Origin of the sequence: Streptomyces sp. D2-8 (assembly GCF_023184515.1) — a bacterium.
Classification (GTDB): domain Bacteria; phylum Actinomycetota; class Actinomycetes; order Streptomycetales; family Streptomycetaceae; genus Streptomyces.
The window spans coordinates 79,174-94,471 of the sequence record NZ_JAAHBP010000002.1; the positions used below are offsets into that span (position 1 = coordinate 79,174).

The 15,298-nt window shown below is 72.9% G+C and carries 15 protein-coding genes; 3 read left to right on the top strand and 12 right to left on the bottom strand.

The window, feature by feature from the left end; translation table 11 throughout:
• The first annotated feature begins 51 nt into the window (after positions 1–51).
• On the top strand, positions 52–1,104 hold the full coding sequence (locus G3I77_RS06000) for an aminotransferase class V-fold PLP-dependent enzyme (protein WP_248501542.1): 1,053 nt from the start codon (positions 52–54) through the stop codon (positions 1,102–1,104).
• A gap of 165 nt (positions 1,105–1,269) precedes the next feature.
• On the opposite strand, the gene thpD is transcribed toward G3I77_RS06000, so the two are convergent.
• The 6 genes from thpD to G3I77_RS06030 all read right to left on the bottom strand — a co-directional run bounded on the left by thpD (position 1,270) and on the right by G3I77_RS06030 (position 6,507).
• A complete protein-coding gene (gene thpD / locus G3I77_RS06005) occupies positions 1,270–2,178 on the bottom strand; it encodes an ectoine hydroxylase (RefSeq protein WP_248501543.1) in 909 nt (302 codons plus the stop codon).
• A gap of 7 nt (positions 2,179–2,185) precedes the next feature.
• On the bottom strand, positions 2,186–2,584 hold the full coding sequence (locus G3I77_RS06010; protein ID WP_053670739.1) for an ectoine synthase: 399 nt from the start codon (positions 2,582–2,584) through the stop codon (positions 2,186–2,188).
• Between the two features lie 44 nt (positions 2,585–2,628).
• Positions 2,629–3,900 (bottom strand): diaminobutyrate--2-oxoglutarate transaminase, encoded by a 1,272-nt coding sequence (ectB, locus tag G3I77_RS06015; protein WP_248501544.1) that lies wholly within the window; start codon positions 3,898–3,900, stop codon positions 2,629–2,631.
• A gap of 60 nt (positions 3,901–3,960) precedes the next feature.
• A complete protein-coding gene (gene ectA, locus G3I77_RS06020; RefSeq protein WP_248501545.1) occupies positions 3,961–4,467 on the bottom strand; it encodes a diaminobutyrate acetyltransferase in 507 nt (168 codons plus the stop codon).
• Between the two features lie 345 nt (positions 4,468–4,812).
• Complete coding sequence (locus G3I77_RS06025) at positions 4,813–5,349, bottom strand: DinB family protein (protein ID WP_248501546.1); 537 nt, start codon at positions 5,347–5,349, stop codon at positions 4,813–4,815.
• Positions 5,350–5,406: 57 nt separating this feature from the next.
• Entirely contained in the window at positions 5,407–6,507 is a 1,101-nt protein-coding gene (locus tag G3I77_RS06030) for an aminotransferase class V-fold PLP-dependent enzyme (protein ID WP_248501615.1), read from the bottom strand.
• Positions 6,508–6,638: 131 nt separating this feature from the next.
• Between G3I77_RS06030 and G3I77_RS06035 the strand changes: the two genes are divergently transcribed.
• Positions 6,639–7,730, top strand: a complete 1,092-nt coding sequence (locus G3I77_RS06035) for an amidohydrolase family protein (protein WP_248501547.1) — start codon at positions 6,639–6,641, stop codon at positions 7,728–7,730.
• Positions 7,731–7,889: 159 nt separating this feature from the next.
• Positions 7,890–8,858 carry an SCO1860 family LAETG-anchored protein gene (locus tag G3I77_RS06040; protein WP_248501548.1) on the top strand — a complete coding sequence of 323 codons (969 nt, stop codon included), beginning with the start codon at positions 7,890–7,892 and terminating at the stop codon, positions 8,856–8,858.
• A gap of 91 nt (positions 8,859–8,949) precedes the next feature.
• Here G3I77_RS06040 and cobC read toward each other — a convergent pair whose 3' ends face one another.
• Genes cobC through cobM form a run of 6 tightly spaced genes read right to left on the bottom strand, consistent with a single transcriptional unit; the run spans position 8,950 to position 15,246 of the window.
• Positions 8,950–10,005: an Rv2231c family pyridoxal phosphate-dependent protein CobC gene (gene cobC, locus G3I77_RS06045; RefSeq protein WP_248501549.1), complete on the bottom strand. Its 1,056-nt coding sequence runs from the start codon at positions 10,003–10,005 to the stop codon at positions 8,950–8,952.
• Positions 9,995–10,924 carry a sirohydrochlorin chelatase gene (locus G3I77_RS06050; RefSeq protein WP_189589933.1) on the bottom strand — a complete coding sequence of 310 codons (930 nt, stop codon included), beginning with the start codon at positions 10,922–10,924 and terminating at the stop codon, positions 9,995–9,997. The genes cobC and G3I77_RS06050 overlap by 11 nt, the downstream gene beginning before the upstream one ends.
• Positions 10,921–11,508 carry a precorrin-8X methylmutase gene (locus G3I77_RS06055; protein WP_248501550.1) on the bottom strand — a complete coding sequence of 196 codons (588 nt, stop codon included), beginning with the start codon at positions 11,506–11,508 and terminating at the stop codon, positions 10,921–10,923. Before G3I77_RS06055 ends, G3I77_RS06050 begins: the two co-directional genes overlap by 4 nt.
• Complete coding sequence (gene cobJ, locus G3I77_RS06060; protein WP_248501551.1) at positions 11,505–13,196, bottom strand: precorrin-3B C(17)-methyltransferase; 1,692 nt, start codon at positions 13,194–13,196, stop codon at positions 11,505–11,507. Before cobJ ends, G3I77_RS06055 begins: the two co-directional genes overlap by 4 nt.
• Complete coding sequence (gene cbiE / locus G3I77_RS06065; RefSeq protein ID WP_248501552.1) at positions 13,193–14,431, bottom strand: precorrin-6y C5,15-methyltransferase (decarboxylating) subunit CbiE; 1,239 nt, start codon at positions 14,429–14,431, stop codon at positions 13,193–13,195. The genes cobJ and cbiE overlap by 4 nt, the downstream gene beginning before the upstream one ends.
• Positions 14,428–15,246 carry a precorrin-4 C(11)-methyltransferase gene (gene cobM / locus G3I77_RS06070; RefSeq protein WP_142164728.1) on the bottom strand — a complete coding sequence of 273 codons (819 nt, stop codon included), beginning with the start codon at positions 15,244–15,246 and terminating at the stop codon, positions 14,428–14,430. Before cobM ends, cbiE begins: the two co-directional genes overlap by 4 nt.
• Between the last annotated feature and the right edge of the window lie 52 nt (positions 15,247–15,298).

A 15,298-nucleotide genomic window follows, 5' to 3' on the forward strand; every position in this document is an offset into this window, starting at 1 on the left:
ACGCAGAAATCGGCAATGGACGGGGAGATCCCGGGGACGCAGAGTGGTCCCATGGAGACCTTCGAGAACCTCGTCCGTGCCGAGTTCACCCCGAAGCACACCTATCTCAACACCGCCAGCAACGGGCTCCTGCCCGCCCGCACCGTCAGCGCCGTGCAGCAGGCGGTGCGGATGCGCGCCGAGGGCACGCCCCTGGGTCCCCTGTACGAGGACGTGGAGGCCGCCCGGGCCTCCTTCGCCCGGCTGGCCGGCGTTCCGGCCGAGCGCGTGGCGACCGGGGCCTCCGTCGCCGAGTACGGCGGGCTGATCGCCGCCTCGCTGCCCGCCGGTGCCGAAGTCCTCACGGCTGAGGGCGACTTCTCCTCGCTGGTGAACCCCTTCCACACGCGCGGCGACCTCAAGGTGCGTGCCGTGCCCCTGGAGCGGCTCGCCGAGTCCGTCCGCCCCGGCACCGCGCTCGTCGCGGTCAGCGCCGCCCAGTCCGCGGACGGCCGTCTCGCCGACCTGTCCGCCGTGCGCGAGGCGGCCCGGGCGCACGGCGCCCGCACCTACGTCGACGCCTCCCAGTCGGCCGGCTGGCTGCCGATGCTGGCGGACGCCGACGACTTCCTCGCCGCCGTCGGATTCAAGTGGCTCATGGGCCCGCACGGAGCCTCGTTCTTCGTCGCCCCGCAGGACTTCGGCGGGCTCACGCCGCTGCTCGCCGGCTGGGTCGCCGGCGAGGTCCCCTGGGACAGCTGCTACGGCCCCGTCGAGGAACTCGCCCACTCCGCGCGGCGGTTCGACGTCAGCCCCGCCCTCTTCACCTACGCCGGGCTGCGCGCCTCACTGGAGCTGATCGAGGAGATCGGTGTCGACGTCGTGCACGCCCACGACGTCGGCCTCGCGGACCGCTTCCGCGCCGGGCTCGCCGGGCTGGGTCACGCGCCGGTGCCCGCGCCGGGCTCGGCGATCGTGTCGGTGCCGGGGCTCGGCCACCGGCAGGGCGAACTGAGCCGGGCGGGCATCGAGGTCTCCGACCGGGCCGGGAACCTGCGGGCGGCGTTCCACCTCTACAACACCGCGGCGGACGTCGACCTGCTCCTGGACGCCTTGACGGCATGAGAAACCGGGTGGGGCCTCCCGTCCCACACGAGGAGGCCCCACCCGGCAGCTCTGTCACAGGGTCGTCTCACCGCTGACCGGCGGTCACCGCACGGGCGTGAAGTCCCGCGCCCCGATGCTGTGTTCTCCGGGGGCCAACCCCCGGCCCCCCGGCAGAGGGGGCGGTCACCGGACCGGCGTGAAGTCCCGAGCCCCGATGAACTCCGGCCGCCGCACCGGCGCCGCGAACGGTTCCACCGCCGTGTTCTCCACGCTGTTGAACACGATGAACACGTTGCTGCGCGGGAACGGCGTGATGTTGTCGCCGGAACCGTGCATGGCGTTGCAGTCGAACCACGTCGCCGAACCGGCCTTGCCCGTGAACAGCTTGATGCCGTGTTGCGTGGCCAGCTGGGTCAGCGCCTCGTCGGACGGCGTGCCCGCGTCCTGCATCTGCAGCGACTTCTTGTAGTTGTCCTTCGGGGTTTCCCCCGCGCACCCGAGGAACGTCTTGTGCGACCCCGGCATGATCATGAGCCCGCCGTTGGTGTCGTAGTTCTCGGTCAGCGCGATCGAGACCGACACCGTGCGCATCCGCGGCAGACCGTCCTCGGCGTGCCACGTCTCGAAGTCCGAGTGCCAGTAGAAGCCACTGGCGCCGAACCCCGGCTTGACGTTGATCCGCGACTGGTGGACGTACACGTCCGAGCCGAGGATCTGCCGCGCCCGTCCGACGACGCGCTCGTCGCGGACCAGCCGGGCGAACACCTCGCTGATCTTGTGCACCTCGAAGACCGTGCGGATCTCCTTGGACTTCGGCTCGACGATCGACCGCTCGTCGGCACGCATGTCCGGGTCGTGCACCAGCCGGTTCAGCTCGTTCCGGTAGACGGCGACCTCGTCCTCGCTGATGAGCTCGTCGATGGCCAGGAAGCCGTCGCGCTCGAAGGACAGCAGGTCGGCCGGGGCGACCGGGCCCGGGGCGTCGGGTGCGCCCCAGACGACCGGGTCCTGGCGCGGGGTCAGTGCCTCGGTGGCACCGCGACTGGGATAGAGGTCCGGGATACCGGTGGTGGTGTCGGTGGTGGCGGTCATGGAAACGTCACACCTCCTCGGTGAGCAGCGGGTATACGCCGTTCTCGTCGTGGTCCTCCCGTCCGGTCACGGGCGGGTTGAACACGCAGAGGCAGCGGAAATCCTGCTTGACCCGCAGCGTGTGCCTCTCGTGCCCGTCCAGGAGGTACATGGTGCCGGGCGTGATCGTGTGCGTCAGCCCGGTCTCGTGGTCGGTCAGCTCGGCCTCGCCCTCCACGCAGACGACGGCCTCGATGTGGTTCGCGTACCACATCGACGTCTCCGTACCCGCGTAGAGGACCGTCTCGTGCAGGGAGAAACCGACTTTCTCCTTGGCGAGGACGATGCGCTTGCTCTCCCACGTACCGGACGCCGCCTTCACGTGCCGGTCGGTACCTTCGATCTCCTTGAACGAACGGACAATCACGGTGCTGCGATGCCTCCTAGATGGGTGGTGCTCTCGGTGCTGTGTCAGGCGGTCTCTCGGACGGCGCGGGCCAGCATGCGCAGGCCCTCGTCCAGCTCCTCGGGCGTGATGGTGAGCGCCGGGAGCAGCTTCACGACCTCGCTCTCCGGGCCGGACGTCTCGATGAGCAGTCCGAGCTCGAAGGCGCGCTTGGCGACCTTGCCGGCGCGGGCCTTGTCGTGGAACTCCAGGCCCCACACCAGGCCGCGGCCCCGGTACTCCTTGACGTCGGCCAGGTTCTCCTCGGTGATGGAGATCATGGCCTGCTCGACCTGCTCCCCGCGCTTGCGGGTCTGCTTCTCCATCGCGGAACCGTCGGCCCAGTACGTCTCCAGGGTCGCGGTCGCCGTGACGAAGGCGGGGTTGTTGCCGCGGAAGGTGCCGTTGTGCTCGCCGGGCTCCCAGACGTCGAGCTCGGGCTTGAACAGGCACAGCGACATGGGCATGCCGTAACCGCTGATCGACTTCGAGACGGTGACGATGTCCGGCACGATGCCCGCCTCCTCGAAGGAGAAGAACGCGCCGGTACGGCCGCAGCCCATCTGGATGTCGTCGACGATCAGCAGCATGTCCTGCCGCTCGCACAGCTCGGACAGGGCGCGCAGCCACTCGGGCCGGGCCACGTTGATGCCGCCCTCGCCCTGCACGGTCTCGACGATCACGGCGGCCGGCTTGTTGAGGCCGGAGCCCTGGTCCTCCAGCAGTCGCTCGAACCACAGGAAGTCCTCGACCGTGCCGTCGAAGTAGTTGTCGAACGGCATCGGGGTGCCGTGCACCAGCGGGATACCGGCGCCGGCCCGCTTGAAGGCGTTGCCGGTCACGGCCAGCGAGCCCAGCGACATGCCGTGGAAGGCGTTGGTGAACGACACGATCGACTCGCGCCCCTTCACCTTCCGCGCCAGCTTCAGCGCGGCCTCCACGGCGTTGGTGCCGGTCGGGCCCGGGAACATGACCTTGTACGGCAGGTCGCGCGGGCGCAGCAGCAGGTTCTGGAAGGCCTCCAGGAACGTGCGCTTGGCGGTGGTCGACATGTCGAGCCCGTGCGTGACGCCGTCACGCTCCAGGTAGTCGATGAGCGCGCGTTTCAGGACGGGGTTGTTGTGCCCGTAGTTCAGTGACCCCGCTCCGGCGAAGAAGTCGAGGTACTCATGGCCGTCCTCGTCGTACATGCGGCTGCCCACCGCGCGGTCGAAGACGGTGGGCCAGCCGCGGCAGTAGCTGCGCACCTCGGACTCAACGGTCTCGAAGACACTCAGGTCGGGCTGGGTGATGGTCACGACGAATCGCTCCTCGGGGCGTGGGGGAAGTCTGCGGGTGTGGGCGGGAAGTCAGGAAAGTCAGTGGGGCAGGGGGCCGATGCGGTACAGCACCTCTGCGTCGTGCGGCCCGTCGGGGAACAGACCCGTGTCGAACAGCACCTCGCGCTCCAGCCGAGCGCCGTGACGCTCGGCGAACGACGTGAAAAGGCGCTCCGAGGCCGTGTTGCCCGGGGTGATGGTGGTCTCCACCGTCGTCACCCCGCGCTCGGCCACGGTGCGCGCGACGAGGCCGTCGAGCAGCGCGGCGGCCAGTCCGCGCCCGCGGTGGGCCTCGTCCACCGCCACCTGCCAGACCAGCAGGGTGCGCGGGCTGTCCGGCCGCGCGTACCCGGTGATGAAACCCATCGGCTCGCCGTGCTCGTCACGGGCGACGGCCGAGGTGGCGGCGAAGTCCCGGCACCACAGCAGATAGCTGTAGGACGAGTTCAGGTCGAGAACCTTCGAGTCCTTCGCCATCCGCCAGAGTGCGGCTCCGTCAGCCACCGTGGGGCGGTCGATTTGCGGATCTGCTTGTACGGCAGTCATGCGAAATGAATTTACCCAGCGAAATCCGAAATTGCATCGTCGATCGGGGTTACGAATGAGCCTCACCTGTGTTATCGCGCGAGCGCGAGGCTTCGCACCCAGGCGCGGCGTAATGCCCGATACTGTCCGGATAATACCGGGCAAAACGTTCGCGGTGTGTAACGCGTCACACCCATGTAACCCGTGCGAGATCCGCCAGAATTGCCTCGCGGAAGGTCCTCAAAATCTATGCGTTTAGGACCGGGAAAACCGGGCAGAAGAAGATGGGAAGCTATTCTCGAGGGAATTCGACTTCTTAATTGTGTCCCACCTTACATGTGAGATGTCTCGGATAGCACGTGGAATTCAGGCCCCGGTCACTCCGTCGATGCGTTCCCGCAGGAGATCGGCGTGACCGTTGTGCCGCGCGTATTCCTCGATCATGTGGATGAGCACCCAGCGCAGGCTGACCTCCATCCCGGGCACCGGCCCCTCGGCGACCCGCCCGATGTGGTCCAGCGGCAGCCCGGCGCACAGCTCCCGCCCCCGGGCGATCTCCCGCCGCCAGATCCCGAGCACCTCGTCCAGCCCGCGCCCCGGATCCAGTGTGTAGCCGGTCACGTCCTCGAACACGGGCGGTACGGTGAGCCCGCCGGCCACCCGCTGGAACCAGTTCCGCTCGACCTCGGCGAGGTGCTGCACGAGCCCGAGCAGGGTCAGCGAGGACGGCTCGGCCGCCGCGATCCGCACCTGCGCGTCGTCCAGGCCTGCGCATTTCAGCTCCAGCGTGGCCCGGTGGAAGTCCAGCCAGCTCTCGAGCATGGCCCGCTCGCCGCCCGTGACGTGCGGGACGGGGCGGCCGTCGGGGAGGGTGGGGGTGTCGGAAGGTGTGTTGGCGGTCATACGGGGAGCATGGCACGGGGCACTGACATGGGTGCCCCGGTGCATCTCGGCCGAGGACTACCGCCACGCCTCCTCGGCGGCCCGCAGCGCGCCCTCCACATCCACGGACAGCTCCTGCTCGAAGAGCGCCGCCCCCAACGCCGCCAGACTCGCCCGCACCGCCCCCGGCGTCGCCTCCGCGCCGTAGTGGTTGACTCGGATCATCTCCTTGGCGAGCGCGCCCCCGCCGACGGCGAGCGGCACCGCCGGATCGGCCTCCAGCGCCCGCCGGACCAGCTCCGACGCCACCACCCCGGAGGGCGCCCGCAGCGTCGTGGCGACGGGCGCCGCGTCCCGTGCCTCGTACACGTACGGCTCCAGTCCGCCACCGAGGGCGAGCGCCCCGGCCCGGGTCGCCGCCGCGGCGGACGCGTGCCGGGCCATCACGGCCTGCGCTCCCGCCGCCTCGATCCGCTCCACACAGGCCTCGAGCGCCAGCATCTCCAGCTGTGCCGGCGCGTGCGGCAGCGCCTTGCGGCCGCCGTCGATCCACCGCTCCTTCCAGTCCAGGAGCGACAGATACGACCGGCGCGGCGCCTCGGGGTTGGCCACCATCCGCGCCCAGGCCCGTTCGCTCACCGACACCGCCGACACCCCGGCCGGACCGCCCATCGCCTTCTGCGCCCCGATCACGCACAGGTCCACGCCCCACGCGTCCGGCAGCACCGGCTCGGCCCCGATCGACGCCACGGCGTCCAGGTAGAACAGCGCCCCGTGCGCCCGCACGACCTCGCCGATCTCCGCGACCGGGTTGGTGTTGCCGGTCGCCGCCTCCGCGTGCACCAGGGACACGAAGTCGATCTCCGGGTGGTCGGTGAAGGCCTGGCGGATCTCCCCGGCCGTGACCGCCGTGTGGAAGGGCACCGCAAGGTCGATCACCGTGGCACCGCAGTCCCGCAGCCAGTCGCCGAAGGTCTGCCCGTACGGACCCGTGATGACGTTCAGCGCCGTCGTGCCCGGACCGGCCGCGGCACGGATCGCGCCCTCCAGCGGCAGCAGCGCCTCGCCCTGCATGATCACGACGTCCTGCTCGGTGCTCAGCAGCCGGGCCACCCGGTCCTCGATCGCGGCGAAGCGGTCCGCGCCGAGCGGGGCCAGGTCCAGGAACGGATGCGTCACGGCAATGCTCTCTTCACTCACAGGTTCGATCGCATCGAGGGTAACCGGCGGCCCGCGGCCCCCTGTGCGGCGCGTCCCGCGGACACCGGCCCCCCTCGATCCCCGCCGGCCCGCTTACTAAGGTGCGGTGCATGAGCGATCACGCGGTGCTGCACGTGAAGGGACGGGTGCTCGTCGGCCCCGAGGACGTCCGGGACGACCTGTGGGTGGTCGACGGCCGCGTCTCCTACGACCGTCCCGCCGGCGCCCGCGACATCCGCACGGTCGTCGGCTGGGCCCTGCCCGGCCTCGTCGACGCGCACTGCCACGTGGGACTCGACCGGCACGGCCCGGTCCCCGAGGACGTCGCCGAGAAGCAGGCCCTGACCGACCGGGAGGCGGGCACGCTGCTCATCCGCGACGCCGGCTCGCCCTCCGACACCCGCTGGATCGACGACCGCGAGGACCTGCCGAAGATCATCCGAGCCGGGCGGCACATCGCCCGCACCCGCCGCTACATCCGCAACTACGCCTGGGAGATCGAGCCGGAGGACCTGGTCGCCTACGTGGCTCAGGAGGCCCGCCGCGGTGACGGCTGGGTCAAGCTGGTCGGCGACTGGATCGACCGCGACCTCGGCGACCTGTCGGCCTGCTGGCCCCGCGAGGCCGTCGAGGCGGCGATCGCCGAGGCCCACCGCCTGGGCGCGCGTGTGACCGCGCACTGCTTCTCGGAGGACTCCCTCCAGGACCTCGTCGAAGCGGGCATCGACTGCATCGAACACGCCACGGGCCTGACCGAGGACCTCATCCCGCTGTTCGCCGAACGCGGCGTCGCCATCGTCCCGACCCTGGTCAACATCGCCACCTTCCCGCGGCTCGCGGACGGCGGCGAGGCCCGGTTCCCGCGCTGGTCGGCCCATATGCGCAGGCTCCACGAACGCCGCTACGACACCGTGCGGGGCGCCTACGACGCCGGGATCCCCGTCTTCGTCGGCACCGACGCCGGCGGCGGCCTCGCCCACGGCCTGGCCGCGGCCGAGGTGGGCGAACTCGTCGCCGCCGGCATCCCGCCCGTCGAGGCCATCGCCGCCGGCACCTGGACGGCCCGCACCTGGCTCGGCCGCCCCGGCCTGGACGAGGGCGCCCCGGCCGACCTCGTCGTCTACGACGAGGACCCGCGGGCCGACGTACGGGTGCTGACGTCGCCGCGCCGGGTGGTGCTGAACGGGCGCGTGGTCGGGTAGCCGTGAGGGTGACGGCGGGGACTTCTGTGCCATGCCGGGCGGTCAAGGACTTATGCGATCTTGCCACGTTGGAGTGAAGTGGCATCAGATCACTAACGGTGTAGGCGCGGTGAGACGAATGTTTCAGGGACCCGAGCCTGTCTCCCCTGGAGCTTCACCGTGAACAGCACCTTCTTCCGTGTGCCCGTACGCCGTCTGGCGACCGTCGCGACGGCCATGGCCCTGGCCGCCGGGCCCATGACACTGACCGGCGTGAGCCCGGCGTACGCCGCCGGCGACCACGGCCGCGCGAGCGCGGCCACCCTGCGCACCGGCTTGGACGTCTCCCTGCTGAACAAGTCGGTGAACGTCCCGCTCGCCGTCTCCCTCAACGAGGTCCAGGCTCCGCAGAGCGCCGAGGAGACCACACTGACGGCCCGTCTGGACGCGGTGAACGGCGGCCGGCCCTTCAGCGTGCTGCGCGCCGAGGTGGCTCAGGCGAGAGCCACGACGACCGCCACGAAGGCCGAGGCGGCCGCCACCTTGGCCCATGCCCGCCTTCACGTCCCCGGCCTGCCACTGCTGGCGGTGATCGAGGTCGAGCAGATCACGTCCAAGGCCACCTGTGAGGTCGGGGAGAAGCCGGTCGCCACGACCGACATTCCCGGCTCGGTGACCGTGCTCGGCGAGCGCGTGAACCTCACCGCCGAGGGCTCGGCGGACGTCAAGGTGCCGGGCGTCGGCGAGGTGCACCTGGATCTGTCGAGCACCCGGACGACGGCCCGTTCGGCCGCCGCCACCGCCCTCGAACTCAAGGTGTCCGTCGACCCGTTGAAGCTGAACGTCGCTGAGGTCGACGGCACGCTCACCCTGGCTGAGGCGGCCTGCAAGACGCCCGCGCCCGCAGCCGCCGCACAGCCCTCGGCCGAAGCGTCCGCCCCGCCCGCCGACGCAGAGCCCGCGGCCGCCGCACAGCCCTCGGCTGAAGCGTCCGCCCCGCCGGCCGACGCCAAGCCGCAGGGAGCACTCGCCGAGGAGAGCCTGGCCGAGACCGGCGGTGACTCGACGACGCCGTACCTCGTGGGTGGCGGGATCGCCCTGCTCGTGGCAGGCGGGGGAGCGGTGGTCCTGACCCGCCGCCGGAGCTGATCCCGCAGCCGGGGGTGGCGGCGAGGAGCGTTGAGGAGGCGGGGTCGCAGGGGCTTCAGGGCCTGCTCCACTACCCACAGAAGCCCGGGCCTCAGTGCTGCAGCGCCCGCTCGAGGGCCCGCAGGAACCCGTCGGTCGTGGCGCGGTCCCGCACCGCCAGCCGCAGCCACTCCTCGTCCAGCCCGGGGAACGTGTCCCCGCGGCGCACCGCGTAGCCGAGGTCGCGCAGGCGCCGGCGGACAGTGGACGCGCGCGGCAGACGGACCAGAACGAACGGGCCCTGCGCGGGCCCGGCCACCCGCAGCCCGGCCGGGGCGAAGCGGGCGAGGCCGGCCGACAGGTGGGCGCGGTCCGCCGCGATACGGTGCGCCGCGTGGGCCGCCTCGGCCACCGCCCGCAGCCCCACGCACGCCTCGGCCGCGGCCAGCGCCGGAGTCGACACCGGCCACAGCGGCTGCGCCCGCTGAAGGTCCTCGACGGTCTGCGGCGCGGCCAGCACGTATCCGATCCGCAGCCCGGCCAGCCCCCACGTCTTGGTCAGGCTGCGCAGCACCACGAGGCCGGGCACATCGACGCGGCCGGCCAGGGCCTCCCGCTCGCCCGGCACCGCGTCCATGAACGCCTCGTCCACCACCAGCACCCGCCCGGGCCGGGCGAGTCCGGCGATCGCGTCCGCCGGGTGCAGCACCGACGTCGGGTTCGTCGGGTTGCCGATCACCACCAGGTCCGCGTCCTCGGGGACGGCCGCCGGGTCCAGCCGGAAACCGTCGGCCTCCCGCAGCAGCACCCGGCCGACCGTGTGCCCGGCATCCCGCAGCGCCGCCTCCGGCTCCGTGAACTGGGGATGCACGACGACCGGCCGCCGCACCTTCAGCGCCCGCGCCAGCAGCACGAACGCCTCCGCCGCGCCCGCCGTCAGCAGCACCCGCTCCACCGGCAGCCCGTGCCGCGAAGCCACCGCCGCCCGCGCGGCACGCCCGTCCGGGTAGGCCGCGAGCCCGCCCAGGGACGCGGCGATGTGCTCCCGCAGCCAGACCGGCGGCGTGTCCGCGCGGACGTTCACGGCGAGGTCGACGAGCGAGCCGCCGTCGTCCCGGACCTCCGCGTCCCCGTGGTGGCGCAGATCGTGCCCGCTCTCAGTGCGCATGCGAGTGAGCGCCGTGGTGGTGCCCGTGTCCGTGCCCGTGGTGGTGGTCGTCGTCGTCCGGGTGGAAGTGCGGCTGCTGTGGCATGCCGACCTTGTCCTCGAAACCGGGCAGAGCGATGCGGTACACGCACGAGTCGCAGTTCATCCGCAGATCACCCTTGACGGCCTCCTCGTACCGCTCCCACACCAGGTCGAGCAGCTCCGGCTCCGGCCCGATCACGTCGGCCGACAACACCTCGACCTCCGGGTGCGCGGCGGCCCAGCCCTCCGTCTGGTGCCGCACCCGGTCCGGCAGGATGCCCGTGAACAGGAAGTAGGGGAGGACCACGATGCGGCGGGCACCCAGCCGCACACAGCGGTCGAGCCCGCTCGGCACGTCCGGCGCGGCCAGCGACACGAACGCCGTCTCGACACCCGCGTACCCGCGCCCCTCCCACAGCAGCCGGGCCGCCTTGTGCACCTCGGCGTTGGCGTCCGGGTCCGTGGAGCCGCGCCCGACCAGCAGCACCGTCACGTCGGCCCGGTCCCCGGGCGTGCGGCCCGCCGACCCCAGGGCCTCGTCCAGCCGCCGCTCCAGCACGTTCAGCAGCGCCGGATGCGGGCCGAGCGGACGCCCGTACGTGTACGAGATGCCCGGGTGCCGCTCCTTCTCGCGGGCCAGCGCCGCCGGGATGTCGCCCTTGGCGTGCCCGGCGGACACCAGCATCAGCGGCACGGCGGCGAACCGGCGCACGCCCTGCTCCACCAGCTCGGTGACGGCCTCGCCCAGCGGCGGCGGGGACAGCTCGATGAAGCCGCCCGCGACGGGCAGTTCGGGGTGCCGGGCCCCCAGCCGCCGTACGAAGTCGCGGAACGCCTCGGCTCCGGCGTCGTCCCGGGTGCCGTGGCCGGCGATGAGCAGGGCGGGCGGGGTGGTCACAGTTTCTCCTCGGCGGAAGTGGGGTGGTACAGCAGGGCGTTGAGCGCGGCGGCGGCGACCGCCGACCCGCCCTTCTCGGACACGTTGCTCACGGCGGGCAGTCCGCTCTCGCGCAGCGCGGCCTTCGATTCGACGGCTCCGACGAAACCGACGGGCAGTCCGATGACGAGCGCGGGGCGCGCGTCGAGGGTCAGCAGCTCCTCCAGCGCGGTCGGCGCGTTGCCGATCACCCAGAGGGCGCCGGGACCGACCTGCTCGTGGGCGAGCCGGATCGCGTGCGCGGAACGGGTCAGCCCGGGCCCGGACTCGGCGTCCTTCAGGCGGCAGACGGTCTCGCGCCGGGTGATCCCGGCGCCGACCATCTCCACGTCCACTACGACGGGGGCCCCGGCATGCAGTGCCGCGTGCGCCTTCGCCAAGTCGGCCTCGTCCAGGACGAGGTCGGTGGCGTAGTCGAGGTCGGCGGCGGAGTGGATGACCCGCTCCACGACCGCCCGGGTCAGCGGCGGGAAGTGCGAGGTGTCCAGCCGGGCGCGCAGACGCCGGTAGGACTCCTCCTCGATCGGATGAACGACGCGGTTCACTCGGCGCCCTCCTGCGCTGCCTGCCAGCGGTAGCCGCGCGGCGTCACCATGCGCCCCGCGATGTCCCGGGTCGCCGTGTTGCCCACGGTCACGACCGTCATCATGTCGACCGTCGCCGGGTCGAGGGAGCCCAGCGTCGTGAGCCGGCTGGACTCGTCCGGCCGCGAGGCGTTGCGCACGACGCCGACCGGCGTCGCCGGTGCCCGGTGCTCCGCGAGGATGCCCAGCGCCTTGGGAAGCTGCCAGTCGCGGCCGCGCGAGCGCGGGTTGTAGAAGGTGACCACGATGTCCGCCTCGGCCGCCGCCCGCACGCGCCGCTCGATGACCTCCCACGGCGTGTGCAGGTCGGACAGGCTGATCGACACATGGTCGTGGCCCAGCGGGGCGCCCAGGATCGCGCCGGCCGCGAGCGCCGCCGTCACACCGGGCACACCGACCACGTCGATGTCGTCGGAGGCCTCGGCCAGCGCGGGGGAGGCCATGGCGTAGACGCCCGCGTCCCCGCTGCCGATCAGCGCGACGGCCTGCCCCTCGCGGGCCTCCGCGACGGCCGTGCGCGCCCGCTCCTCCTCGGCCCCGAGCCCCGACTCCAGGATCCGGGTGCCGGGCCGCAGCAGATCACGGATCTGGTCGACGTACTGGTCGAGCCCGACGAGCACCGAAGCCCGCCGCAGTTCGGCCTTCGCACGCGGCGTCAGCAGGTCCCGCGCGCCGGGCCCGAGCCCCACCACCGCGAGCCGCCCGCGCCCCGGCCGCCGGACGACGGCACAGGTCGCCATCGCCGGGCTCGCGGCCGACTTCCGCTTGGGGACGAGCAGTTCGCCCCCGCTGACGAGCGCGGCGGCCTCCGCGACGGACGGGGTCCCGACGGCCGCGAGCGGCGCGTCGGACGGATGGGGCACGTCGACCCCGGCCAACTCCGCGGCCGGGTACGTCACCAGGGGCACACCGAGCCGCCGCGCGGCCTCGACGATGCCGGGTTCCCCGGCCTTGGCGTCGACGGTGGCCAGTTCGGCGACGGACGCGACGGACAGCCCGGCCTCGCGCAGGGCGTCCTCGACCAGCCCCAGGACCTCCTCGACCGGCGCACCCTTCGACGCCCCGACCCCGACGACCAGCGTCGGCGGCCTCAGCACCACCTCGCGCCCGGCCGCCTCCACGAGCCGGTCGGTGAGCCGGATCGTGTACGCCCCCTCGGCCGCCGTCGGCAGCGGCGGCAGCGGCCAGGCCACCTCGGCCCGCAGCGCCACGCCCTCACCGTCCAGCAGCGCCCGCGACACCCCGGCGACATCGCCCTCGACGGGCAGGCCGAGGGTGTCCAGGCCCGGCAGGTCCACGGCGTCCGTGGCCGTCGTCACGACCGGCTCGGCGCCCAGCAGGTCACCCACCTCGCGGGCCAGTTCATTGGCGCCGCCCGCGTGCCCGCCCAGCAGGGACACGGCGAACCGCCCGCCCTCGTCGACGCACACCACGCCCGGGTCCTCGGTCTTGCCGGACAGCAGCGGTGCCACCAGCCGCACCACCGCCCCCGTCGCCAGGAAGCACACGAGCTGCTCGCACTGCGCGAACGCGGCCCGTACGGCGTCCCCGACGGGACCCTCGTACACACGCGTGCGGTCCGGCCACGCCGCGGCCAGCCGGTCCCGCGCAGCCGCTCCCGCCGCGGTGGCGGAAATGAGGCCGATCACTGAGCAACTCCTTCTTCGACGGCTGCCGGAGGCCGGACGCCCCACAGCAGGAAAACGGGGTTGGTCGCCGCGAGCCGGGTCACCTGACCCGGCAGCGGCGCGAGCCGCGACGACTGCAGCAGCACGCCGTCGCAGGTGAGACCGGCGCTCGTCAGGGCCTCACGCGCGGCCGGTACCCGGTCGAGCGCCGCCATGGCGACGACCACCGTGCGCCGGGCACGCCGCGCACACGCGGCGACGATCGCGGGCAGTTCGCGCCCGCCACCCCCCACGAACACGGCGTCCGGGGTCTCGGCGAGATCCGCCAGCGCGTCCGGTGCCGCGCCCCGCACCACCCGCACGTCCACACCGTGCGCGGCGGCGTTGGCGCGGACCCGCTCCGCCCCGTCCGCGGTCTTCTCCACGGCGGTGACGGCCGCACCCAGCCGCGCGCACTCCACGGCCACGGACCCCGAGCCCGCGCCCACGTCCCACACCAGGTCGCCCGGGCGCGGCCCCAGCCGGGCCAGGGCCAGCGCCCGCACCTCGAACTTGGTGATCATCGAGTCCCGGTGGGCGAACTCCGCCTCCTCAAGGGCCCAGCCGGCGGGCCGCTCACCGGGCCCCGCGACCGTCCGCACAGGGCCGAGCGCCCGAGCCTCGTCCAGGCACAGCACCACGTTCACCGCCGTGCCCCAGTCCCGGGCGGCGGCCTCGGCGGGCGTCACCCGCTCCACGCGCTCCGTGTCCGAGCCGAGCCCCGACGCGACGACCAGCACCCGCGCCGCGTCCCGCAGCGCGGCACCCAGCTCCGCCGGACCCGCGCCCGGCCCGGTCAGCACGGCCGTCTTCGCCTGCGCCCGGCACACGTTGACGGCTGTCCGCAGTTCCCGCCCGTGGGCGCTCACCACCACGGCGTCGTCCCAGGGCAGCCCGATCCGCGCGAACGCGGCGGCGACCGACGACACCCCGGGCCGCACATCCAGCCGCTCCGCCCCGAACCGCTCGGCCAGCGCCCGCACGATCCCGAAGAACCCCGGATCCCCGGACGCCAGCACGACGACCCGGCCGCCCGCGCCGAGCCGCCGTTCGACGGCGTCGAGCGCGGGCGCCAGCGGCCCGAGCACGATCCGCTCGGATGTCTCCGGCAGCCGCACGGCGTCCAGATGCCGCCGCCCGCCGACGACCAGCCCGGCCCCGGCCAGGACGTCCTCGCCCACCGGGACCCCGGTGCCGGTCCCGACCACGGTGATCATGTACTGGCACCCCGTTCACGCAGGGCTCTGCGGGCCTCCGGGTCGGCCTTGCGGTAGCCGTGGAAGTGACCCGGGTGGTACAGGTGCGAGCGCGTGCCGTGCGCGTCGAGCGCCGGGCCGACCAGGAACAGGGTGTGCTTCCAGAGCTTGTGCTCCTTGACCGTCTCCTCCAGCGTGCCGATCGTGCACTTCACGATCAGCTCCTCCGGCCAGGTCGCCTGGTACGCCACCACGACCGGGGTCGTCGTCGGGTAGCCGCCCTCCAGCAGCTCCCGCACGAGCTGCCCGCTGCGGGCGGCGGACAGGAACACCGCCATGGTGGTGCCGTGCTTGGCGAACTCCCGGACCTCCTCCCCGGGCGGCATGGGCGTCTTCCCGCCGCCGAGCCGGGTCAGCACGACCGACTGCGCCACCTCGGGGATGGTCAGCTCGCGCTGGGCGAGCGCCGCGACGGCCGAGAAGGAGGACACCCCGGGCACGATCTCGGTCGCGATGCCGGCCTCGGCACACCGGTCGACCTGCTCCTGCGTGCCGCCCCACAGGGCCGGGTCACCGGAATGGATACGGGCGACCTTGAGCCCCTCGGCGCGGGCCCGCTCGTACACGGCGACGACGTCCTCCAGGGACATGGTCGCCGAGTCGAGGATCTCCGCGTCCTCGCGGGCGTGCTCGAGGACCTCCTCCTGGACCAGGCTGGCCGCCCAGATCACGACGTCGGCCTCGGCGATGGCGCGCGCGGCGCGGAACGTCAGCAGGTCGGCGGCGCCGGGGCCGGCACCGACGAAGGTCACTTTGCCGGCGGGGGCGTCGGCCATGGAATGGGTCCTCTCGTACAGGGGGTGGAACGGGGGCGGGGTGAGGGGCGGA

What these genes read in the sequence shown, in the direction of transcription:
- thpD (WP_248501543.1), bottom strand. Translation starts at nt 2,178, where the DNA reads ATGACCGCCACCACCGACACCACCACCGGTATCCCGGACCTCTATCCC.
- cobM (WP_142164728.1), bottom strand. Translation starts at nt 15,246, where the DNA reads ATGGCCGACGCCCCCGCCGGCAAAGTGACCTTCGTCGGTGCCGGCCCC.
- G3I77_RS06025 (WP_248501546.1), bottom strand. Translation starts at nt 5,349, where the DNA reads ATGACCGCCAACACACCTTCCGACACCCCCACCCTCCCCGACGGCCGC.
- cobC (WP_248501549.1), bottom strand. Translation starts at nt 10,005, where the DNA reads ATGCGCACTGAGAGCGGGCACGATCTGCGCCACCACGGGGACGCGGAG.
- G3I77_RS06000 (WP_248501542.1), top strand. Translation starts at nt 52, where the DNA reads ATGGAGACCTTCGAGAACCTCGTCCGTGCCGAGTTCACCCCGAAGCAC.
- G3I77_RS06035 (WP_248501547.1), top strand. Translation starts at nt 6,639, where the DNA reads ATGAGCGATCACGCGGTGCTGCACGTGAAGGGACGGGTGCTCGTCGGC.
- ectA (WP_248501545.1), bottom strand. Translation starts at nt 4,467, where the DNA reads ATGACTGCCGTACAAGCAGATCCGCAAATCGACCGCCCCACGGTGGCT.
- cbiE (WP_248501552.1), bottom strand. Translation starts at nt 14,431, where the DNA reads ATGATCACCGTGGTCGGGACCGGCACCGGGGTCCCGGTGGGCGAGGAC.